This is a genomic window from Nocardia thraciensis, from assembly GCF_054782435.1.
The window spans coordinates 73,446-95,788 of sequence record NZ_BAAGSM010000009.1 but is presented as its reverse complement, the minus strand read 5'-3'; the positions used below and the strand labels follow the sequence as shown (position 1 = coordinate 95,788).

The 22,343-nt window shown below is 68.5% G+C and carries 19 protein-coding genes and 2 pseudogenes; 12 read left to right on the top strand and 9 right to left on the bottom strand.

The window, feature by feature from the left end:
- The first annotated feature begins 32 nt into the window (after positions 1–32).
- Together ACYVLQ_RS02775 and ACYVLQ_RS02770 are read left to right on the top strand one after the other, a co-directional pair.
- On the top strand, positions 33–1,484 hold the full coding sequence (locus ACYVLQ_RS02775) for an amidase (RefSeq protein WP_460695767.1): 1,452 nt from the start codon (positions 33–35) through the stop codon (positions 1,482–1,484).
- Between the two features lie 83 nt (positions 1,485–1,567).
- Positions 1,568–1,705, top strand: a complete 138-nt coding sequence (locus tag ACYVLQ_RS02770) for a hypothetical protein (RefSeq protein WP_460695766.1) — start codon at positions 1,568–1,570, stop codon at positions 1,703–1,705.
- Here the strand turns inward: ACYVLQ_RS02770 and ACYVLQ_RS02765 are convergent.
- The gene (locus ACYVLQ_RS02765; RefSeq protein ID WP_460695765.1) at positions 1,702–2,676 is read right to left on the bottom strand and encodes a helix-turn-helix transcriptional regulator; all 975 of its coding nucleotides are present in this window, start codon (positions 2,674–2,676) and stop codon (positions 1,702–1,704) included. The genes ACYVLQ_RS02770 and ACYVLQ_RS02765 overlap by 4 nt on opposite strands.
- Before the next feature lie 61 nt (positions 2,677–2,737).
- On the opposite strand from ACYVLQ_RS02765, the gene ACYVLQ_RS02760 reads away from it, so the two are divergent.
- A complete protein-coding gene (locus tag ACYVLQ_RS02760; protein WP_460695764.1) occupies positions 2,738–3,091 on the top strand; it encodes a YybH family protein in 354 nt (117 codons plus the stop codon).
- Between the two features lie 94 nt (positions 3,092–3,185).
- Here the strand turns inward: ACYVLQ_RS02760 and ACYVLQ_RS02755 are convergent, their stop codons facing one another.
- Positions 3,186–4,388, bottom strand: coding sequence for a lipid-transfer protein (locus ACYVLQ_RS02755; RefSeq protein WP_460695763.1), 1,203 nt, complete (start codon positions 4,386–4,388; stop codon positions 3,186–3,188).
- Positions 4,381–4,827, bottom strand: a complete 447-nt coding sequence (locus ACYVLQ_RS02750) for a Zn-ribbon domain-containing OB-fold protein (RefSeq protein ID WP_460695762.1) — start codon at positions 4,825–4,827, stop codon at positions 4,381–4,383. Before ACYVLQ_RS02750 ends, ACYVLQ_RS02755 begins: the two co-directional genes overlap by 8 nt.
- 232 nt (positions 4,828–5,059) lie before the next feature.
- Here ACYVLQ_RS02750 and ACYVLQ_RS02745 point away from each other — a divergent pair, with 232 nt between their 5' ends.
- Positions 5,060–5,485, top strand: a complete 426-nt coding sequence (locus ACYVLQ_RS02745) for an anti-sigma factor antagonist (RefSeq protein ID WP_460695761.1) — start codon at positions 5,060–5,062, stop codon at positions 5,483–5,485.
- A gap of 31 nt (positions 5,486–5,516) precedes the next feature.
- Here ACYVLQ_RS02745 and ACYVLQ_RS02740 read toward each other — a convergent pair whose 3' ends face one another.
- Positions 5,517–5,795 (bottom strand): hypothetical protein, encoded by a 279-nt coding sequence (locus ACYVLQ_RS02740; protein WP_460695760.1) that lies wholly within the window; start codon positions 5,793–5,795, stop codon positions 5,517–5,519.
- A 164-nt stretch (positions 5,796–5,959) separates the two neighbouring features.
- On the opposite strand from ACYVLQ_RS02740, the gene ACYVLQ_RS02735 reads away from it, so the two are divergent.
- Positions 5,960–6,178, top strand: a complete 219-nt coding sequence (locus ACYVLQ_RS02735; protein WP_460695759.1) for an EF-hand domain-containing protein — start codon at positions 5,960–5,962, stop codon at positions 6,176–6,178.
- A 9-nt stretch (positions 6,179–6,187) separates the two neighbouring features.
- On the opposite strand, the pseudogene ACYVLQ_RS02730 reads toward ACYVLQ_RS02735, so the two are convergent.
- Together ACYVLQ_RS02730 and ACYVLQ_RS02725 are read right to left on the bottom strand one after the other, a co-directional pair.
- Positions 6,188–6,940 (bottom strand): annotated as a pseudogene (locus tag ACYVLQ_RS02730) (MSCRAMM family protein); the annotation flags it as partial.
- 150 nt (positions 6,941–7,090) lie between these two features.
- Positions 7,091–9,400 (bottom strand): annotated as a pseudogene (locus tag ACYVLQ_RS02725) (MMPL family transporter); the annotation flags it as partial.
- A gap of 447 nt (positions 9,401–9,847) precedes the next feature.
- Between ACYVLQ_RS02725 and ACYVLQ_RS02720 the strand changes: the two are divergent.
- From ACYVLQ_RS02720 to ACYVLQ_RS02695, 6 genes are all read left to right on the top strand, one after another.
- Complete coding sequence (locus tag ACYVLQ_RS02720; protein WP_460695758.1) at positions 9,848–11,089, top strand: oxygenase MpaB family protein; 1,242 nt, start codon at positions 9,848–9,850, stop codon at positions 11,087–11,089.
- Positions 11,090–11,382: 293 nt separating this feature from the next.
- Positions 11,383–11,712: a hypothetical protein gene (locus ACYVLQ_RS02715; RefSeq protein ID WP_460695757.1), complete on the top strand. Its 330-nt coding sequence runs from the start codon at positions 11,383–11,385 to the stop codon at positions 11,710–11,712.
- Entirely contained in the window at positions 11,709–12,617 is a 909-nt protein-coding gene (locus ACYVLQ_RS02710; protein WP_460695756.1) for a hypothetical protein, read from the top strand. Before ACYVLQ_RS02715 ends, ACYVLQ_RS02710 begins: the two co-directional genes overlap by 4 nt.
- A gap of 198 nt (positions 12,618–12,815) precedes the next feature.
- The gene (locus ACYVLQ_RS02705; protein ID WP_460695755.1) at positions 12,816–15,359 is read left to right on the top strand and encodes an ATP-binding protein; all 2,544 of its coding nucleotides are present in this window, start codon (positions 12,816–12,818) and stop codon (positions 15,357–15,359) included.
- A gap of 356 nt (positions 15,360–15,715) precedes the next feature.
- Positions 15,716–17,845, top strand: a complete 2,130-nt coding sequence (locus ACYVLQ_RS02700; RefSeq protein ID WP_460695754.1) for a linalool dehydratase/isomerase domain-containing protein — start codon at positions 15,716–15,718, stop codon at positions 17,843–17,845.
- The gene (locus tag ACYVLQ_RS02695; protein WP_460695753.1) at positions 17,842–19,050 is read left to right on the top strand and encodes a cytochrome P450; all 1,209 of its coding nucleotides are present in this window, start codon (positions 17,842–17,844) and stop codon (positions 19,048–19,050) included. The genes ACYVLQ_RS02700 and ACYVLQ_RS02695 overlap by 4 nt, the downstream gene beginning before the upstream one ends.
- Before the next feature lie 408 nt (positions 19,051–19,458).
- On the opposite strand, the gene ACYVLQ_RS02690 is transcribed toward ACYVLQ_RS02695, so the two are convergent.
- Complete coding sequence (locus ACYVLQ_RS02690) at positions 19,459–20,736, bottom strand: RNA polymerase sigma factor (RefSeq protein WP_460695752.1); 1,278 nt, start codon at positions 20,734–20,736, stop codon at positions 19,459–19,461.
- Positions 20,733–21,125, bottom strand: coding sequence for a YciI family protein (locus ACYVLQ_RS02685; protein ID WP_460695751.1), 393 nt, complete (start codon positions 21,123–21,125; stop codon positions 20,733–20,735). Before ACYVLQ_RS02685 ends, ACYVLQ_RS02690 begins: the two co-directional genes overlap by 4 nt.
- A 308-nt stretch (positions 21,126–21,433) precedes the next feature.
- Here ACYVLQ_RS02685 and ACYVLQ_RS02680 point away from each other — a divergent pair, with 308 nt between their 5' ends.
- Positions 21,434–21,886 carry a hypothetical protein gene (locus ACYVLQ_RS02680; protein ID WP_460695750.1) on the top strand — a complete coding sequence of 151 codons (453 nt, stop codon included), beginning with the start codon at positions 21,434–21,436 and terminating at the stop codon, positions 21,884–21,886.
- 43 nt (positions 21,887–21,929) lie between these two features.
- Here the strand turns inward: ACYVLQ_RS02680 and ACYVLQ_RS02675 are convergent, their stop codons facing one another.
- Positions 21,930–22,160, bottom strand: a complete 231-nt coding sequence (locus ACYVLQ_RS02675) for a hypothetical protein (protein WP_460695749.1) — start codon at positions 22,158–22,160, stop codon at positions 21,930–21,932.
- Positions 22,161–22,343: the final 183 nt, after the last annotated feature.

The window sequence follows — 22,343 nt, the reverse complement described above, 5'->3', positions numbered from 1 at the left end:
GGCCCTCGCGGCACGCCGATACGGTCGAATTCATGGAATGGAGTTTTCGATCGGCCGAAGAGCTTTCGACCGCGATGCATGCCGGTGCGGTGACCGCGGTGGAACTGACCGAGGAGGCGATCGCTCGTATCGAACGCGACGACAAGGCGATCAACGCGATCTGCGTGCGGACCTTCGACCGTGCCCGGGCCGCGGCGCGCCGCGCCGACGGTATGCGCGCCCGCGGCGAGGACCGGCCGCTGCTCGGCGTTCCGGTGACGGTCAAGGAGTCCTACAACATCGCCGGACTGCCCACGACCTGGGGCATGCCGCAGCACGCGGATTTCATACCCGCCGAGGACGCGGTGCAGGTGTCGCGGCTCGAGACCGCGGGCGCCGTGGTGCTCGGTAAGACCAATGTGCCGGTGACCCTGCGAGATATCCAGAGCTTCAACGAGATCTACGGCACCACCAACAACCCGTGGGATCACGACCGCACCCCGGGCGGTTCCTCCGGCGGATCGGCAGCGGCCCTGGCATCCGGGTTCGGCGCGCTGTCGCTGGGCTCCGACCTCGCCGGTTCGCTGCGCACGCCCGCCCACTTCTGCGGTGTCTACGCGCACAAGCCGACCCTCGGGCTGGCGCCCACCCGCGGCATGGTCGCGCCGCCCGCGCAGGCGCTGCCGATCGACCTCGACCTCGCCGTCGTCGGACCGATGGCGCGCACCGCCCGCGACCTCGCGCTGCTGCTCGACGTGATGGCCGGGCCGGACCCGCTGACCCACGGCATCGCCTACGACCTCGCGCTGCCGCCCGCGCGCCACGAGCGGCTGTCGGACTTCCGAGTTCTGGTCATCGAGGACCATCCGATCATTCCGACCGGGTCGGCGGTGCGGGCGGGCGTGCATCGGGTCGCCGCGGCGCTCGCCGACGCGGGCGCCCGCGTCGAACGGCACAGTCCGCTGCTGCCCGATCTCACCGCGGCCGCGTCGCTCTACATGCTGCTCATGCTGTCCAACGCCACCGCCGGTCTTCCCGTCGACGTGTACGAACAGCTGCGGACCCGCGCCGCCGCCCTGCACGCCGACGACCGGAGCCTGGATGCGGCGCGGCTGCGCGGCATGGTGCTCAGCCACCGCGACTGGGTCGAGGCGAGCAACGCACGCGAACTCCACCGCCACGACTGGCGGCAGCTCTTCGCCGAATTCGATGCCGTGGTGTGCCCCATCACCCCCACCCCCGCTTTCCCGCACGACCACGACGGAGGTCTGCAGGACCGGCGCATCGACATCGACGGCGTCGAATACCCGTATTTCGACCAGCTCGTCTGGGCCGGTGTGGCCACCTTGCCCGGCCTGCCCGCCACCGCGATACCGGCGAGCCGTTCCCAGGCGGGCCTGCCGGTGGGGGTCCAGCTCATCGGCCCGATGTTCGAGGACCGCACCCCGCTGTGGCTGGCCGAACTGCTCGAGGAGAAGATCGGCGGCTTCCAAGCGCCGGAGTAGGGCGTTCGTCGGCTCCGGCCCGCTCGATAATGAGATGCGAGACAGCCGCACATGCCCCCGCGCTCTGGGAAGAGCTTGCGGCAGTGGCGGTTTCGTTCTCACCGGGCCGGGTCAGCGTGGTGGTGTGGACGACGGAGGCCATCCCGGTCACCGGTTCGGCGGGGGGCGAGTTGGTGAAGTCGTCGGGTGAATCCGCTGCGGACGAGAGCGGCTGCGCCTAGGAAGGTGGTCGGTATCGGGTCGCGAGGGCGGCGGCGCGGTCGTGCAGGGCCGCGCGCAACCACTGGGGCTCGAGGACTTCCGCGTTCGTACCTAGTTGCCAGAGCGCCCATTCGGCATGTCTCGAGTCCTGGAAGGTCGCCTCCAGTCGCAGCCAGTGATCCGTGTCGGCGACTTCGGCGCGAACGGCCAGCGCGGTGCCGACCAGTTCCTCCCGCTGCGCCGGGTGTATCCGTACGAGCACGGCGACCTGGTCGCCGCCGCTGCGGAATCGGGCGCTGCGTTCCTGCCACGCCCGGTCCAGATCGACCCGCTCCGGGCGCTGCGCGGGATCGGGAAGTTCCTCGGCCGCCGCGATCCGGGACAGCCGATAGGTGCGGTCGGCGCCGGACCTCGTGGCCAGCAGGTAGCCCTGGCCGCGCACGGTGACCAGGCCGATCGGATCCACCGTGCGCCACTTCGGGTCCTGGTTCACCGCCGCGTAATGGATGCGCAGCTTGTGCCCGGCGAACACCGCGCTCCGGACCTCGGCCACGACGGCGTCGGGCACCTCCTCGGCAACCTGACGACGCGCGAGCAGATCGGTCTCCGGGTCGATGAGCAGACGCTGGGCCGCGCCCGTCGCGGTGATCCGATGGCCCTCGGGCAGCGCATCGACCATCTTGCGCATGGCCGAAGTGAGCGCCGACCCGAGCCCGAATTCCCGTGCGCCGCGCCGTGATCCGGCCACCACCAGGGCCAGGGCCTCGTCGTGATTCAGCCCGGTGAGCTCGGTCTGGAAACCGGGGAGCAGGGCGAAACCGCCGTGCCGACCGCGGTCGGCATAGACCGGGACACCCGCCGCCGACAGCGCCTCGATATCGCGCAGCACGGTGCGGGTGGACACCTCCAGCTCACGGGCCAGCGCGGTGGCGGACATCCGACCGTGCCGACGCAGCAGCAACACCAGCGAGACCAAGCGGTCGGCACGCATACGAAAATCCTATCCGAATACATGACACAAGATGTCATGATTCGCTGCGAGGCTTGTCGGCATGACAAACAAGAAAGCGGCCACCGACCCGAACGACCTCGCCCGATTCTTCATCGAATGCGCCAACGCGGGTGATGTCGACGGGCTGGTGGCGCTGTACGAGCCGGACGCCGTGCTGGAGTTCCCGCCGGGCAACCTCGCGACCGGGCACGCGGAGATCCGCAAGGTGTACGAGCAGTTCGTCGCGGCCGCACCGGTACTCGAGCCGGGACGGCAGCACCCCGCGCTGGTGAGCGGCGACCTGGCATTGACGGCATCCACCCTGACCACCGGCGAGATAACCGCCGAGGTCGCCCGCCGCCAACCGGACGGGTCGTGGCTGTGGGCCGTCGATCAGCCCGCACTCCGGCCGTAGCGGTACGGCGGCGTGCGCAGGCGCCGTGACCAGGGGCATCGACCCGAGAAGCTGGGAGGGTGCCGCGTGCAACATTGCAGATTCACGGCCCGGGTCAGCGGGTGGCGATCACCGCCGAACCATGCCCGAACAGACCCTGGTTCACGGCGATACCCGCACGGGCGCCGTCGACCTGGCGCCCCTCGGCCTGCCCGCGCAGCTGCCAGGTGAGTTCGCAGATCTGCGCGATCGCCTGCGCGGGGATCGCCTCGCCGAAACACGCCAGGCCGCCGCTCGGGTTCACCGGCACGCGGCCACCCACAGTCGTCGCGCCGCTGCGCAACAGCTCCTCCGCGCCGCCTGTCTCACAGAGCCCGATGTCCTCGTACCAGTCCAGCTCCAGCGCGGTGGACAGGTCGTAGACCTCCGCGAAGGACAGGTCGGCGGGTCCGATTCCGGCCTCCTCGTACGCGGCATGCGCGATGGCGGAACGGAATACGCGCGGCGGCGCCTCGACCGCCACGGCGGAATCGGTCGCGAAGTCCGGGAGATCGAGCACGGTTTTCGGGAATGTCGGAGTGACCGTCGACAGCGCCCGGATGCGCACCGGATCGGCGACGCCGCGGCGTTTCGCGTACTCCGTCGACGTCAGCACCAGGGCCGCGCCGCCGTCACTGGTCGCGCAGATGTCCAACAGCCGCAACGGATCCGACACGATCGCCGACGCCGCGACCTCCTCCGCCGACACCTCCTTGCGGTAGCGGGCGTACGGATTGTTCAGCCCGTGCCTGGCGTTCTTCACCTTGACCGCGGCGAAATCGTCCAGCGTGGCGCCGTGCAGCGCCATCCGGCGGCGGGCGTACAGCGCGAAATAGATCGGGTTGGTGGCGCCGAGCAGATGGAAGCGCAGCCAGTCCGGATCGTCGCGGCGTTCACCGCCGACCGGTTGGAAAAAGCCCTTCGGGGTGGCGTCCGCCCCGACGACCAGCGCGACGTCGGTCAGCCCGGCCAGGATCTGGGCGCGCGCATTGGCGATGGCCTGTGCGCCCGAGGCGCAGGCGGCGTAGCTGCTCGAGATCCGCGCCCCCGACCAGCCGAGCGCCTGGGCGAAGGTGGCGCCGGAGACGAAGCCGGGGTAGCCGTTGCGGATCGTGTCCGCCCCGGCGATGTAGCCGACGTCGCGGTGGTCCACCCCGGCGTCGGCCAGCGCCGCCCGCGCCGCGACCAACCCGTACTCGACGAAATTGCGCCCCCACTTACCCCATTGGTGCATGCCCGCACCGAGGACGGCGATATCGCGTTCGTTCGCGTCAGGCATCGACGGGCCTCCACATCCACACCGTGTGCTCGGCTTCCTCGTCCTCGTAGAGCACACCGAGGGTCAGTTCGACCGGCATGCCGACGGCCAGATCGTCGACCGTGAGGCCGCGCACCACCTGCCCGAGAATCACCATCTGCTCGACCTCGAGCTCGACCGCCGCGACGACATACGGCTCGAAGGGATCGGGCGAGACATAGGGCGGGGGCGGCTTGTACCGGGCGTCCGCGTACGACCAGATCCGGCCCCGCGTCGAGAACAGGTACTCGGCCAGCTCGGAGCCGTCCTTCGGGCTCGCGCACCGCGGGTTGCGGCAGGCGAGGATGTTCCGCGGGAAATACGGTGTGCCGCACACGTCGCAGCGGCTCCCCACGAGACGTACCGCGCCGTCGTCCGCGGTGAACCAGTCGGCCACGGCGGGGCGTTGTTCTTTCTGCACGCACCCGACCGTATAGGAACACGTTCTATTTTGGGGCCGAAATCCGCTCCGGCGAAACGCGAACGGAGGTACATGTCTGCCAACCGGAGCACGCCCTCGACTTGTGACCGGCACCCCCTGTACGGAACCGGCGTGTCCATGATACGAAGGCTGTACGGGTCGATCTCGAGACCCACGGGATCGGCTCCCGCTGCTCGGCGGAACCGAGCGCCGCGACAAACGGGAGCGCACCATGCGCACTACTGTCGACAACTTCCTGACCCGCCCACGCACGACTGTCCCGTTCACGCACGAACCACCCGACGCCCGGGCCAGACTGCACGCCACCACCCGGCGCCGGGGCCGGGCCACGATCGTCTACCCGCGCGGCACGGCCGATGCCTACACGCTGCTGACGTGGAAACATCTGCTGCGCGAGGCCGCCGACACGACCGATCCCCCGGGCCCGCTCGTCATCGACACCGATCGGTTGGAATTCCTCAGCTGCCGGGCTCTGGCGGTGATCGCGGACGAGGCCGACCGGTGTCGCCGCCACTGCATCGACCTGCGCCTGGCCGGGTCCCAACCGGCCGTCGTCCGCCTGGTGGAAGCCGCCGGTCTGCAGGTGCGGCTGCCCGTCTATCAGGAAGTCGACGCGGCCACGCCCGCGCCGCGGTGACGGCGGGTCAGCGCGTTCGCCGCCCCGGTGGTCATGTGGAATCGTCCCGCGTGCGCCGCCGCGCGATCAGCAGCCAGGTCAGTCCGGTGACCGAGCAGACGGCGCAGACCGCGCCGACCGCCACGGTCCACGGGTACGCCGCCAGGATCAGCGCGACACCGACCACGCCCAGGACGACCAAGGCGATCCCCGGGATGCCGAATCCGGCCCTCAGGCCCACACCGCCGTAGGCGCGACCGCCGCCGGACGGCCGCCGCTCGTCGTTCTCCCGCCAGGCCGCGGGCTCACCTTGGGTACCGGGTCCGGTCATGGGGCACCTCCCTAGATCGTCGTGCGTGACCGCCGGTGTTGCGCCCGTACTACCCGCTTCGGCCCGGTCCAATCACACCGTTGCCGGCCGGAGGAGTTCCGGCGCGGCGGGGGTGCGATACTCCTGTGGCCGGTTCGGTTGCAGCAGAGTGAAGGAGTGGGGTCGTGGGCGCGTTCACCGTGGCGGAGGCGAAGGCGGTCTTCGAGAAGGTCGATGTCAGCGGCGACGGCTACATCACCCTCGAGGAGTACGCCAAAGCCGTCGAGGCGTACGGATTCTCATCCGAGTCGGCCAAGGAATCCGCGCTCGCGATCCTGGCGCGGACCGATCTGAACGGCGACGAGCGGATCAGCCTCGAGGAGTTCCTGACGCTGGTGAGCTGATCGGTCGGCTCACGACAGCCCCGCGTGCTCCTCGGCGTCGAAGCCCAGCCGCACGTCGTGGTCGATCTCGCCGCCGATGACGGTCACCCGCCCGGTGACCGGTGGATAACCGCGAGCCACCACCGTGTACTCGCCCTCGGGCAGGTCGGCCACCGCGTAGCGGCCATCCATATCGGTGCGGGCGGTACCGACGGCCGCGCCGGACCGGTCGAGCACGGTGACCTCGGCGTCGTACACCGATCCGCCGTCGGCGCGCACCGTTCCCGACAGCATCGCCATGGGCGCCAGCTCGACGTCGAAACGCAGGCGACCGCTGTCCGGCACGGTCAGCGTCGTCGCGGTGGGCCGCACCCCCGCGGCGACCGCCACGAGGGTGTAGGTTCCCGCCACGACGCCGTGGCAGGCGTATTCGCCGTCGGCCGCCGATACGGCGGCACCGACCACCTCGCCCCGCAGATCGGTCACCGTGACCGTGGCCCCGGCCACCGGCTCGCGCACGGATGTGCGTACCACGCCGGACAATTCGCCCGATCCCCGCAGCGTGAGGTCGATACGCTGCGCGCCGTCCACGGCGGTGACGTTCACCGCGGCCGGTTGATGCCGGTTCGCCGAGACGATCAGGACATAGGCGCCCGGCGCGGGCGCCTCGATGGTGTACGCACCGCCGCTGTCGCCGGTCGCACGCGAAACCTGGTGTCCGCGTGGATCGATCAGCGTCAGTGCCGCATCCGGGACAGGGTGCCCGTCCTCGCGGTGAACGCGCCCACCGATCGTCCGGCCACTCGCCGAGGCGACCTGCTCGGCCTCCTCATCCGAAACACGATGCGCACCACTGCCGTCCACGGCCGCCTGCCGACCTGCGAGCAGCGGCTCGGGGCCGGAGACAGCGGAGACAGCTTCGACATGGCCGGGCGCGGCGGCAGCGACCCGATCGCGCTGCTGCAACCCCCGCAGCCTCGTCCCCTCGACATCGATATCCGGCAGGATCCGGTCGAACCACCGCGGAATCCACCAGGACCATTTGCCCATGATCACCAGCAGGGCCGGGATCAGCACCATGCGCACCAGGAAGGCGTCGATGGCGACACCGGCGGCCAGCGCGAAGCCCATCGACTTGGCGGTGGCGTCGGTTTCCAGCAGGAAGGAGCCGAATACCGAGATCATGATGATCGCGGCCGAGGTGACCACCCGGGCGCCGTGGTGGTACCCGGCGATCATGGCCTCCTTCGGCGGCTTGCCGTGCACGAACTCCTCGCGCATGCGGGTCACCAGGAATACCTGGTAGTCCATGGCGAGCCCGAACACCAAGCCGATCAACATGATCGGCAGGAAGCTGACGATCGGCTGCGGATCGGAGATCAGGCCGAAGGCGCCTTCCTGGAAGATCAGCACCGTGGCGCCGAAGGTCGCCGCCATGGAGAGCAGGAAGCCCAAGGCAGCGGTGAACGGAACCAGGATGGACCGGAACACCAGGATCAGCAGCACGAAGGCCGCTCCGGCCACGATCGCCAGGTACGGGACGATCTTGCCGAGCAGGACGTGGTCCATATCGGCGTAGATCGCGGTGGTGCCGGTGATGCCGTATTCGAGGCCGTACCGCGCGAAGAGCTGACCTTCGGCGGCGCGCGCATCGCGCACGAGATCCTTGGTGTCCTGGTCGTTCGGCCCTGCCTTCGGGACGCCGGTGAGCATCGCGCCCAGCCCGTTCTCGCTGAGCCGCGGCGCCGTGACGTAGTCCATCTCCGGGAACGCCGCCAGCCGGTCGCGCAGCGCGGTGACCGCCACTTCGCGCTGTCCCGCAGGGACATTCGCCAGATCGGCGGCCACCATCAGCTTGCCGTTGCTGCCCTCGCCGAAGCCCTCGGTGCGAATGTCGTAGGCCTGCCGGACCGTCGAGTCGGTCGGGAAGCTGTCCTCGCCGGGCAGACCCAGCTGTAGATTCAACGCCGGGGTTGCCAGCGCGGCCAGCGCCGCCACGGCGATCGCCAGTGCGACCCACGGCGCCTTGCCGATCACGCGCGCCACGCGCATGCCGTTGGTGACCGAGGTGTCGTCCTCGGGGTCGTGCCGGGCGACCAACGGCAGCTTCGGTTTGAACAGGAAGCGGCCGAACGCGCCGAGCAGCGCGGGCATCAGGGTGACGGCCGTGAGCACGGCGAAGACGCCCGCGATGGCGCCGCCGAGCCCCATGAAGGTCAGGAACTTCACGCCGACGACGCCCAGCGCGCTGAGCGCGATGATCACGGTGAGTCCGGCGAACACCACCGCCGAACCCGCGGTGCCGACCGCGGTCCCGGCCGCCTCCTCCGGGGTGTCGGCGACGTTCAGTTCGTGTTTGTACCGCGAGACGATGAACAGGGCGTAGTCGATGGATAGGGCGATGCCGATCATCGACGCCAGAAACGTTGTGAAGCCAGGCACTTCGATGATCGAGGTACCCAGCATGATCACCGCGGTGGCGGCGCCCAGCCCGACGACGGCGGTGATGATCGGAACGAACGCGGCCACGATGGCGCCGAAGGCGATCACCATCACGACCAGCGCCACGCCCATACCGATCATCTCGGCCTGCCCGCTGGGCTGCTCCTGTTTCTGCGCGATGGCGCCACCCAATTCGACGGTCAGCCCCTGCTCGCGAGCGGGCCCGGCCACCTTGTAGGCGGCTTCCCGCTCGGCGTCGGTGATATCCATGGCCGAGCCGATGTCGAACGGCACGGAGAGCACGGCGACGGTGGCGGGGGCCGCGGTGTTCAGCACATTGAGCGGCGCACCCGAGCACGCCGCGGGGTCGGCGGTCTTCAGGCAGCCCATCCGCTCGGCCGCGTCGACCGGATTCATCAGCGTCGCAGCGTCTTTGTCGGTGACGAGCCGATGCCGGTCCGCGCCGTCGCCGATCGACAGCGCCTTCACATCGGCGATCAGCCTGTCGATGGCGGCGCGGTTACCCGGATCGGTCAGCTTCGTGCCCTCGGGCGCCCGGATGACGTAGTCGCCACCGACGGCGTCGATGCTGAACTGTTCGGACATGCCGGGGAACTGCTTGTCCAGGATTTCCGTCGCACGCTCGGACGGCAGCGACGGCATGCTGAACTCGTCGCTCATCGGCTTGCCGACCGCGAATCCGACGCCGGAGAGCAGAATGAAGAGCACGAGCCACATCGGCAGAACTATCCATTTGCGGCGGAAGGCGAACTTCCCCCATCGGTACAGATAGACGGACACGAGTGGGTGCTCCTCGAGCTGATCGGATTGCGCTGGGGTGAGGCCGTAGACAGCACCCGCCGCGGCCGCTCAACACGCGAACCGCCTCCATCGGACACCCTCTACCTACCGTGCGGCAGGTAGCCTACAGAGTCCTAAACGGAGGAGCAACCTCTATTTCCGAGCGCGCGTCCGGGAAGTACCGAGTCCGCCGGTAAGTTATCGGCGATTTCAAACAGACGTCCACCGCAGGATCGGCCCCTCAGGCACCACGAAGACATCCGCGTCTGCAGCCAGATCCGTTAAAGATCAATATGATCAGGCATATCACCAGCTCCGCGAAAGCCCGGACACCGCCCGCACCACCGTGTTAAGTTACTGACAATTCTCGCAAGACGCATTCGTTGTTCGGCGCGAGGATCAGCGCCGCCGCCTGTCCAGCGGCGGAACTCGACGAGGAGTAGCGACATGGATGGATTCGACAGGCGCCGTGTGTTGAAGGCCGGAGGACTGCTGGGCGCCGTCGGCGCACTGGCCATCACATCGCCCGCCCGGGCACAGCCGTGGAGCTGGTCGCCGGAGGGTTCGGTGGCGGGCAGCGGACCCGGCGCCGATCCGATGGGGGTGTGGGATCCCGACGCCGACCAGCTGGTGGCTTCGGTGCTCGACCGGGGCGACGCGCCCCGGGTCAACGAGCTGCTGAAGACCTGGACCAAGAACGGCCAACCCCTGCCCGCGGGCCTCCCGGCCGACGTGCGCGACTTCGTGGAGTCCGCCCGGCAGTTGCCGCGGTGGACCGAACCGGCCAAACTCGCCGCGGCCGTGGAGTTCAACGAGAAGCGCGGCACCTATCTCGGCATTCTCTACGCCATGGCCAGCGGCATGATGAGCACCGTCATTCCGAAGGAGGCGCGGGCGGTCTACTACTCCAAGGGCGGCCACGATCTGAAGGACCGCATCGCCAAGACCGCGAAGCTCGGCTACGACATCGGGACCCCGAACGCCTACGCCCCCGGCGGCGAGATGATCGTGACCTGCGTGAAGACCCGGCTGGCGCATTCCGGGGTGCGCCACCTGCTGCCCAGATCGCCGCATTGGGCGTACGTGGCCGACGAGGAGATCCCGATCAGCCAGCACGACATGATGGTCACGTGGCACAGCCTGTCCACCACCATCATGCGGAACCTGACGGCCTGGCGGGTGCCCATCCCGGCCGCGGAATCCGAAGGGTACCTGCACATCTGGCAACTGTGCGCGCATCTGCTCGGCATCCGCGACGAATACATCCCCAACTCCTGGAACGAAGCGAACGCACAGGCCGCGCAGGCACTGGACCCGTTCCTCGCCCCCACGCCCGAGGGCGTCAACCTGGCGGACCGACTCCTGCGTCTCGGGGTGAATCTCGACCTCTCCCTGCTCAGCAAGCCCATTCTCGGCGCGTTCACCCGCTTCGTCCTCGGCGACAAGATCGCCGACTGGCTGACCATCCCCCGCGAGCCGGTGTGGAGCCCGCTGCTGCAGGTGAGCTGGGGGCCGTTCATCGCCGTGCGCGAAGGCGTGCTCGGCGCCGTCCCGCCCACCCAGGAGGCCTACTGGCTCTTCGACGAGTTCCTGCGCCAGTTCACCCTCTACTACGCTGCCGAACTACGCATGCCGATCAGCATCCAGATCCCGCTGATGAACCGGGATATGAGCCAACCGCCACGCTGACCCGAAGAACGATCGAGGCCATCGCCTACCTGAATGCCAAACACCTTGCGGCCCGGATGAACCGGTAGCACCGGCCTTCTCACCCTGGGTACGCGGCGAACGTCGCACATTCTCGCGCCAAACGTATGTGAACCGTTGTTCTCACGGAGGCGCGCTGATCGAGGATCCGGGTCCACAACACTGCGAACCCAACTCGAACCGTAACGGCCGAAGGACGGGGCGGCCGGGCCTACCCAACCTTCTTCCTCCCGCGGCTGTCGTACCCGATAGCCGACGAACGGAAGAAGGAAACGATGGGCAAAGTAGTGAAACTCGTGGCGGGCGTCCTGCTCGGACTGTTCGTCCTCGCGGGGGGCGTCATCACCCTCACCCTGAGCGAGGTCAAATGCGGGGCCGAGGTCATGAGCCCGGGTGACCGCTGTGAGGAAACCTCGCGCAGCGGGAGCGTGGAGTATCGAAGCTACGAAGAGCAGAAGCGATCCAAGAACACTACCGCGGGCTGGGTCACGATCGGCGTGGGCTCGCTCATCCTCGTCGCATCCGGTGTCGGGATGACCCGCAGGCTGACCTCCGGTCGGCAACGGCAGACGCCGCCGGCGCCGCAACAATCCCGGGTCGGATGAGCACGGCATCGAACGCGCCGGACGACGTGGCCGAGCTGGAACAGCAGGTCGGGAACGCGATCGTCGACATTGTCGGAGACCGGGGGTGGCGCCGGGTCGACCTGGTCAGCCGGATGACGGTACCGGTGCAGGAATTGGTTCTGACCATGTTTCGAGACGATGGTTCGACCGTCGCCGTCGCCGCCCCCGTCGAGTTGAACAGGCCCCTCGCGAGGTTGCGCGTCGCGCTCTACCGAGTGGATCCCGCACGCGGCGCCTGGCTCTCGGCGCGGTTCACGATCGAGTCCTCGGGCACGTTCTTCCGCAGCTACAACCAGGACTACGAGCCGGACTGGAACCCGCCGCTCGCGGACTCGGACTACGTCGCGGACCTCGAGATGTTCCCCAGGGAGCTCGAGTACACGCCCGAATGGCTGCTCGACAAACTCCCCCGATGGAAGGACCGTCCGACTCCCCCGGACCAGGACAGCACGGAGCTGGCACCGCTGAATCCGGTGCAGATCGGTGAGCTGGTCGGCGGTTTCCGGAATCACCTGAGGCATCGCGCGCCCGCCGATTGGCTGCAGATGTTCGTCGACTTCCGTTCGGTGGGCTCCTATGTGGAGACCAGAGCGCAGGTCATTACCGTCTTCGGAAACGCTGTCGACTGGGAGCCGCCCGAGGCCGCCGCCTTCTTCACCGACTTGCGGCGCGACATGTACACGAGCGGAGAAGGAACGTGGACCTCGGTCGAACTCCATATCGTCGTCAACGGTAAGTACAGCGCCGAGTACGGCTGGTACGACGAGCCCGACTGGGACCATGTCCCGCCCGGCGATGCTTTCAGGGACGAACTGGCGATGTATCCGCGTGCGGCGGACCGCGTACCCGCTTGGCTCAGCGCCCGCGCCGATTCGACAGCGTAGGAGCGGCAGCAATGCAATCGTTATCAGCGCAACCGCTCCGGGCCGCGACGCCCGGTGGTAACCTCACCGCACACCGTGTCGCATCTCGACCGGTACCGAATCGGCCTCGAGGGGATTGACGCCTCGGCTTTCGTCCTATCGGACTCGATCAAATGAGGTAGTAGCGATGAAGCATGTCGTGATACAGGTGCGCGAGTCATGGTCGCCGTGACCGTGGGCGACCCCGCGGGGCGGACGGGCCCGGGGCCGTCCGACGATTTCGTGGGTCGTGAGCAGGAGCTCGACACGATCGTCACGCTGCTGCTGCGCGGTACGCGGCTGGTGACCTTGGTCGGGCCGGGCGGGATCGGGAAGACGCGGCTGGCGGCGAAGGCGTCACAGCGTCTGGAGAAGGCGCGGCACACCCCCGTGCACAGCGTCCGCCTCGCTGGCTTGGCTCCGGACAGCGACGCGGCGGCGGTCGAGGAGGAGATCGTCCGGTCCGTGGTAACGACGGACTACTCCGGTCGCTCGATGTGGGAGGCGCTGGCCGCCACCCTGACCACCGCCGACGCCAAGGGCCGGGGCGCGCGCGTGGTGCTGGTCGTGGACAACTGTGAACATGTGCTGACCGGCGTCGGAGTGATGATCGAGCGAATGCTGGAGGCGATACCTGGACTGTGCATCGTGGCAACCAGCCGCGAGGCGATCGGATGGGTGGACGAGCGACTGCTGGTCGTGCCTCCGCTGGCGCCGCATCAAGCGCTGACGCTGTTCCGGTATCGGGCCGAATTGGCCGGTCGGCCCCTCGGCGGCCCGGACGACACGGCCGTGGCCGCGCAGATATGTCGGCAAATGGACTATCACCCCCTGTTCATCCGTCTCGCGGCGGGTCGGCTGGCGCGTCAGCCGTTGCGCATGATCCTGCGGCAGGCCGACAACGGCAGCGACCGCCGTCTGAACTGGCCACCGGGGCCGGTCTTGGGCAGTGAGGAGCGACATCGCAGCATCAATGACGTCATCGGCTGGTCCTACGACCTGTGCGGCGATAAGGAACAGGCGCTGTTCGACCGGCTGTCGGTCTTCGCGGGCGGCTTCGACGTCGATCCGGACGCCGACCACGCACCGGTGCTTCCCGTCGGCGCCGACCTGGACGCGATTCGGCATATCTGCGCCGATCCCGAGGGGGACCGCGGCGACCGCGTGAGCGTCCCGGGCACGGAGATCGAAGACCTGCTGGAGCGGCTGGCGGATCAATCGTTGGTGGTACGCCACATCACGCCGACCACGGTGCGGTACTCGCTGACGGAGAACCTTCGCGTGTACGCGCAGCAGCAACTGAGGCGGCGGGCAAGCGATGGAACCGACGTGGCCGCGGCCCTCGCCGAGCGCCATGCCGACTACTACCGCGACAGGATACGAGATGCGGCGGCACGCTATTTCGGCCCGGAGGAGGAAGTCCTGATCGACTGGGCCGCTGCCGCGTGGAACAACATCATCCTGGCGATAGAGCGCAGCCTCGTTCCCGGCGGCGACGCGCGACGCGGCCTGGAGATCTGTGCCGGGCTGCTGGTGCTGCGGCTGCCCTTCGTCAAAGGATCGTTCCGGGAGATGCGGTCGCGGACCGAGCGCGCACTCGAGGCGACCCGGAACCTGCCGTCGCAGCCGAACGAGCTGCGCGTCACGGCGATGGCCCTGCTGGTGTGGATCATGTTGTGCCAAGGCGAAATCGGCGATGCGGAGCAGCTGCTGGACGCGAGTGTCCACGCCTGTCTTCCCGATCCCGGGCACGCCTGGCGCGCGGTGCCCGAGGAGGATCTCGGCCTCCCCGCCGTCGTGGATTTCGCCTGGGGGGTGGAACTTCTCATAGCCCGGAAAGATCCGGCCGCCGTCGCGGTTCTACAGCGCGCACAGCAGAAATTCGAGCAGGCGGGCAACGCGTCAGGGTCCATTCCGAGTCAGCAGTTCGCGGCGCTCGCCGCTGCCCTGCTGGGTCCCGTGGAGCAAGCGCGCGAGCTGTCCCGGCAATACCTCGATCGGGTCACCTCGGCGGGCGTTTCCTGGACCAGATCATGGGCGCAACTGACCTGGTCGATCGCGCTGACGAGGAACGGCAACCCCGGCGAGGCCCTGGCGCTGCAACGGTCGGTGCTCGCCGATCTGGTGCCCCTCCGCGAACGATGGGGCTCGCTGTGGGCAGTCGAGTTTCGCGCGTGGTCGCTGGCGCGGGTCATCACCGATCCCGCGAGCCGTCCGGCCGATCGACGCACAACCGCCGCGATCGCGACCGAGATCGCGCTGCTTGCGGGAGGCGCCCGCAGGCTTCGCACCCGACTCGGCGTCGATCTGCGGCAGCTCGGACCGTTCGCGGACCTCTCCGCCGAGGCCGTCCGGGCCGCCGAACCGGTGCTCGGCGCCGAAACATACGCCGCCACCGAGGCGCGCGGGGCACAACTTCGGCCCGAGCTGAACGAGGTCCACCATCTGGCGATGGGCACGTTGAACTCCCGCAAGCGCGCGGTACTGCTCGGGAGTGTGGACAACGGGCACCCCAAATGGACCGCTCTGACCGCGGCGGAGCAGGACGTCGCGGTGTTGGCAGCGGCGGGATGGACGAATTCGGCGATCGCCGCACGGCGTGGCAAGTCGCGGCGGACCGTCGACGCACAAGTCGCGGCGATCCTGCAGAAGTGGCAGATCCCCTCCCGCGCCGACATCGCGAGATTCGTTCCACACGATAGGGCCGAGCCGAATAACGCATAACACAACAGCTTCGAGGCAATCGGCCTCCGGCACCCTCCTCGCCGAAGCCGATGACCTACCGATGCGTAAACGCACACCTAGGTAATCAATCTGAAGGCCGTCGGTGGCGGGTACCGGCAGCGGGTCGGCAGAGAGGTGTGAGCGGTGGTTTGTTGTCTGTTGCTCGGTGGGTTGGTGTTACTGGGCCCGCGAGTCATGCGGCTGTGGAAACCGTTTCGAGGCAATCACTCCCGATCTGCTCCTGCGGTCCCTCCCGAGGTCGGCACGGCACGCGATCTGGTTGTCACCACGTCCATCCCGCTCACGGTGCCGGGGCGCCCGTGACGAGCGCTCCCGGTCCGACACCGTCGGCCCGCTTGCGAGGTCCCCTGACCGCGCGATGGTTCCGGCGAACCCTGGCCGTGACCGGAGCGGTGTGGGTGCTCGCGGCGGCCGGTCCGGCGCTGTGGGGACTTTCCGCGCCGTGGCGGGCGTTCGGCGCCGGACTCATCATCCCGGGCGCCGGACTGATCGTCGCCGTGCCGCCACTCGACCACTCCATCGCTCCGGTGACACTCGCCGGGCACATCGCAGTGATCGTCGTGGAGCTCGGAGTGGCGGCGTGGGCGCTGCGGCGGCAGCGAACGGTGGTGTGGGCCATGGTGATCGCCGGTGGCGCGCTGCTCTCGGCGGCGGTCCCGACCGTACCGCAGGCCGTCGTCCTCGCCGGACATCTGCTCGCCTTCGCCGGTGTTCTCGCGGCATCCGGTTGGGCCTACATGTTCCGATGCATCGCGCGGTCGGATTACGTGACGCTGCCCGCGATCGTGCTCGTCGCCGCGGCCGCCGCGGCCGCGATCGCCGACCACCACGGGGGCGCGCCCGGCCCATTCGGATGGTTCCCGTGGGCCGCGCTGACCGTCGCCGTGCTGCTCACGGGTGCGACGGTGGCGCGGGAACAGGTTCGGCACCACGCCGGGCTGCGCGTACGAGCCGAACGCGAGCAGTTTCTCCAGCAGCGGCGCGGTGCGGCGCGCACCAACCCGATCCCGCTGCGGCGCCTCGGCGGCACACCACCGGTCTCGGAGGCGAGCGCGGACCAACTCGCCCTGGTCCGCCATCTGCTCGGCATCGCCCTGCAACCGCTCGACCGGTGGGACGGCTTCGACGACGAGGGGCCCGGTCCGCTACAGCAATACCGCTACCAGCTCAACGCCCTCGGCTGGGCACTGTCGATGCACAACTACGTCCATGCGCCCGCGGTGCGCGGACCGCTGCACACCGCGCAGTCGAACCTGTTCGCCAGGCTGCAGGATCCTACCGCCTGGGGGTACTGGTACTGGCAGAACCTGTTGGGCAACTGGGACTTTCGCCGACGCCGAGCCGACCCGATCGATGTCCGGCAGAACATCATGTTCACCGGGTACCTGAACCTGCAGCTGGCGATGTTCGAGCAGGCCACCGGTGATCATCGTTACCGCGCCCCCGGCGCGCTGCGGTTTCGATGGCCATCGGATCGATCGACCGCCTACGACCGCACCGCGATCAATGCGATGGTCGTCCGGAACTTCGACAGTGAACTGTGCCTGTGGCCGTGCGAGCCACTCCCGATCGGCCGATCGCGCACTCGCGGACTCGTGTTCCCGTACTGCAACGCCGTCAGCGCCGCGGGGGTCGCCATCACGGATGCGCTGTGCGGCACCAGGCACGCGGCCGAGATCGCCCCCCGCCTGCAGTACGCACTGGATACCGAATTCACCGCCGCCGACGGGGATCTCGTCACCTTTCTCGTCTCCGGGCTGGGACTGACGGCGCGCGCCTTCCGGGGACCGACGACGACGGCCGGAATATCCGCGTTCCTGGCGCCCCTGCTTCCCGAACTCGCCTGGCGCGCATGGGAAATCCTGCGGCACGACTGGCTCGAAACCGGTCGCTATCTCGAATCCGGCTCGGCGGGTGCGGAATCCCCGACGGCCGAGGACTGGGGCTCGCGGGCGCCGACGAACGCCGAATCGCTGGCCGCGGCCATGCTGCTCGCGCAGGAATGCGGCGAACCGGACTGGCAGGCCGAGCTGTGGCGCGCGGCGGTAGCCCAGCTGTCCTTCACCGAGTACGAAAATGGCTCGGGCAGAATGAGTTTCACCACCGCATCGGTACACGCCAACGGCATGCTCGGGTTGGGCGGGCTGGGGCGCCCGTTCGCGTTGGCGGACATGATGTCGTCGAAGCGGCCGCCGGAATGGGACAGCGGGCCCCGGATAGCGGAACTGCCACACCCCGAGGTGCTGGTGGCGACGGCCGTCACCGACGGCGAGGGCCTGGACGCCGTGCTCCGACGCGGACAGCGCCCGGGTCGCTTCGCCCTCGTCCTGGACCAACTGCAACCCGGGCGGGTCTACGCCGCGCACGGCGCGCGCGAAGGCCGCGTGCGCGCCGACGACCGCGGTATCGCCCGCCTCGTGGTCGACCTGCACGACCGCACCGCCATCGAAGTGAGGCCCGAATGACCAGCTTCCCCACCGACCTCGACGGACCCCGCCAAGCCCTGTACTCGCCCGGGTTCGCGACCGATCCACACGACGCCTACCGGCGGATGCGGGAACGGTTCGGTTCGATGGTGCCGGTCGAATTGGCCCCGGGAGTGCCCGCCACCCTGGTCATCGGCTACCGCGCGGCCGTTCGCATCCTGCACGACCCGGAGCGCTTCCCGGCCGACCCGCGCGCCTGGCAGCAGCACATCCCGGCCGACTGTCCGGTGAGACCGCTGCTCGAGTGGCGCCCCAACGCCATCCGCACCGCGGGCGCCGAGCACCTGCGGTACCGGCAGGCCAACGTGGCCGCCATCGCGGCCGTCGACCTGCACGGGCTGCACAGCGTGGTCGAAACTATCGCGGTTCCCCTCATCAACGGCTTCTGCGAGAAGGGCACGGCCGACTTGCTCGCGGAGTACGCGACACCGCTGGCATTCGCCGTGATCAACACCATGCTGGGCTGTTCGCCGGAGATCGGGCAGCGCGTCGCCACCGGCATCATGGCGATGTTCGAGGGTGACGACGCCGCGCAGGGCAACGCGATGCTGATCGCGGCACTGACCGAATTGGTCGCCCTCAAGCACGCCGAGCCCGCCGACGACATCACGACACGACTGCTGCGGCACCCCGCCGCCCTGAACGATCAGGAGATCGTCGAGCAGTTGGTGCCGCTCTACGGCGCCGGTGTCGAGCCGGTGCTGAATCTGATCACGAACACCCTGCTGTCGATCCTTACCGACGAGACGTTCGCCGGAGGCGTTCTCGGCGGCAGCCTGTCGACCCGCGACGCCCTCGACGGGGTGCTGTTCACCGACCCGCCGATCGCGAACTTCTGCATGACCTACCCGCGCCAGCCGATCCTGATCGATGACGTCTGGCTGCCTGCCCATCAGCCCGTTGTCATCAGCATCTCCGCCTGCAACAACGACCCGACCGTCAGCGCCGGTGATCGCACCGGCAATCGCTCCCACCTGTCGTGGGGCGCCGGACCACATGCCTGCCCGGCACGGCAGGCCGCGTATCTCATAGCCCAGGACGCGATCGATCAACTTCTCGACGCGCTACCGGATGTCCGCCTTGCCGTCCCCCGCGAGGCGCTGACCTGGCGGCCCGGCCCTTTCCATCGCGCGCTGGCGGCACTGCCGGTGGCCTTCCCGCCGTCGCAGCCTGCCCGACCATAGTCAGCCGCGTATGGACGACCGCCAGAAGCAGCGCGATCACTGCGCTCGGCAGGATGTAGAGGTAGACAACGACCTGTGGTGGTGACGCCGAATCGGAAGCGAACGCGGACAGGATGAAGGACGATCCGACCAAACCCGCGAGTGCGGCCGCCACGGTCCACGCGGTCGCGCGCCGCGGCACGACGAGAGGTATCAGGCAAAGCAGAAACGGGACAGCCAGAATTACCGCGGTCGAATTGCCGTAATGGTCGATGATCGACTCGTCGCACCGCGCCCATGTGTCGATTCCCTCGGTCGGGAGGATTCCGAGTTCGCACGAGGTGATCTGCAGCATGGGTTCCGAAGCCGCGAGGAAACCGACGGCGGCGGTAAAGGCCGCCAGGAACGCCCACCCGAAACGAACGAATTTCATAGGTGATCCTCCGCTCCCGAGGCGTGGCTCGGCCCCTTCTCGTCGAGGCGCCGCAGGCGATCGTTGAGGTACCGCTGTTCGGGGACGCTGGCGGTGAGTTGAGCGGCCCGTCGATAGCTGGCGGCGGCGGCCGTCCGGTCGCCGATCCTCTCCATCAGGTGCGCGTGCACCGCGTGGGTGCGGTGATGACGCCGCATGGACGGATTGTCGAACAGCGGGGTCATCAGGTCCAATCCCTGCCGAGGGCCGAGGGCCATGCTGACGGCGACGGCCCGGTTGAGCGTCACGACCGGGCTGGGCGCGACGCGGTCGAGCATGGCGTAAAGGACACAGATCTGCCGCCAGTCGGTGCTCTCCCACGTGGGCGCCTCCGCATGCACGGCGGCGATCGCCGCCTGCAACTGGAACCGGCCGATATGGCCGCGGGGCAGGATCCGCTCCAGGATGCCCACCCCTTCCGCGATCAGCTCCCGGTCCCACCGGGAACGGTTCTGTTCGGCCAGCGGGACCAGGCTGCCGCCCTCGGTGCGGGTCGCCGCTCGGGAGTGGGTGAGCAGCATGAGTGCCAGCGCTCCCGCGACCTCGTCGTGATCCGGTATCGCACAATGCAATTGACGGGTGAGCCGGATCGCTTCATCGGTCAAGCTCCGATCCACCAGTGCGCCACCGGCAGAACGCGTGTGGCCCTCGGTGAACAGCAGATGGCACACATCGAGCACGGACGCGATGCGGCGGGGCAGGTCCGATCGGCTCGGGAGTTCGAACACCGCACCGGCCGACCGCAGCGTCGACCGGGCCCGGGTGAGACGTTGGGTCATGGTGCGTTGCGGAACGAGGTAGGCGGCGGCGATCTCGCCGGTTCCCAGTCCGCCGACGGCATGCAGGGTCAACGCGACCTGTGAGGAGCGGCTCAGGCTCGGATGGCAGCACAGCACGAACATCCGCAGCATGTCGTCGCTGTCGGTCGTCACCTCCAGATCCGCCGCTGGCGCCAGATACGAGTCACCGGGCTGCGCGGCGGCCGCCGCCTCTTCGCGCCCCGTCCGGGCGCGGTCGGCGCGCAGCCGGTCGATCAGTCGCCGCGACGCCACGGTGATGAGCCAGGCCCGCGGATTGGCGGGCGCCCCGTCGCGTTCCCACTGCTCGGTGGCCGCTTCGGCCGCTTCCTGTGCGGCGTCCTCGCAGACTCCGAGATCGCCGTGTCGGCGCAGCAGAGCGGCGAGGACGTGCGGCGACTCCCGCCGCCACACGTCCTCCACCACCCGGTTGCTCACTGGTCGTCGCCGCCGGGCCACATCGCGGGCCGCAGTTCGACGGTCTCACCCGGGCCCGCGAACTGTGCGGCGATCTCCTCGGCCCGGGCGTGGTTTTCCACGTCGATCAGGAAGAACCCGGCCAGATGCTCCTTGGCCTCCGAATACGGCCCGTCGGTCACCAGCGGCTTTCCGTCGCCCCACCGGTACAGCCGGGACGACTCGGGCGCGGCGAGGGCCTCCCCCGTCAGCAATTCACCCTTCTCGTGCATCTCGCCGAGCAATTTCTCGAAATCGGAATTCACCCGGCCCCGCTCTTCCTGCGACATCGCCCGGTATTCGGGCAGGTAGTCACTCGTCGGGTGCCCCCAGGGCTGAGGATTGGAGTGAATGAGGATCACATACTTCATCACGGCTCCTTCGTGATCGTGGATGCGCCCGGATGACCCATCCTTACCTGAGACGTCGGAGCCGACGCCGCGATGTCGACATGCGCGACCCGCAGGCATCGTAGGAGTGCAGGTTCCACAGGAACCCCGCGTTCCGTGCCCGCAGCGGTGCGCCAGAACAGTCCCCGTGTCGCACACCAGTACAGACACGTGCGACTCCGAAAAGGTTGGGCCACTGTGTCGCATACCCATCGGTTACCGATGCCTCGGGGCACATGTCTGGTGACAATCGCCTCGAGATATGTACCATGCCCCGGAGGGGAAACCACTTGACGCTGACACCGATCGAGCAGAACGAGCTACTCGGAGAAATCACGACGACACTCCTCACGGTGGCGCCGACGGGCTGGCAGCGGCTGGTTTTCGACTTCAGGGTCATCGGGCGACATGCGAGCCCGGCCCTGGCAGCCAAGCTGGCCGACGGCTCGATCCAGCAGGTGGGCATTCCGAAGGAGGTCTCCAAGCCACTCGCCCGGCTGCGCAGGGGAATGTATATGGAAAGACTCGGCACATGGTTCACACTCAGCCTGGTGATAGACCCGCCCGCGACCTTTCACGCGGAATTCGACCGGGACTCGAAGCCCGGTTTCCCGGCCCCGCTCGCCGCTGACCAGTATGCATTGGAGTTGGAACGATTCCCCCGCAGCGACGAGAACCTGCCGGAATGGTTCCGCAGTAAGCTCCCACCGCATTTCCTACGGGGCACCCGCCCCGGGAGGTGAGCGCGCCTCCCCCGTGATCGACGGGCACCCCGCAGCCCGTCGATCACGCCCACAGACTGCGGCACGGCAGCGGGGGGAAGTTGCGGCCGGTGGCGGCGTCGATGGTTACCGCCGCGCCGAACTGTGCCGCGGCCGCGGCGAATCGCACGGCTATGCCACGCTCGTCCTGGTAGTCGAGCTCGACGAGTGGATTCTCGAACCGAACGTGAATATGGCACGGGTTCGAGTGCTGTTGCGGGCCCTCGACAGCATCGTGGCCGCTCGGATCGTACATCTGCCCAATTCCGGTTTCTCGCTTCGCTTCCACGGCATCACCGCTGGTGGTGCGCCGCTAGCACCAGACTCGCCGTATAGGTACACCCACCACATCGGTATGCGCGCGACCATGATCCGTGGACCCGAGCATCTCGTAGGCCCGCAGATAACGTAACGTCATACATTGAGCCACTGGTTGACG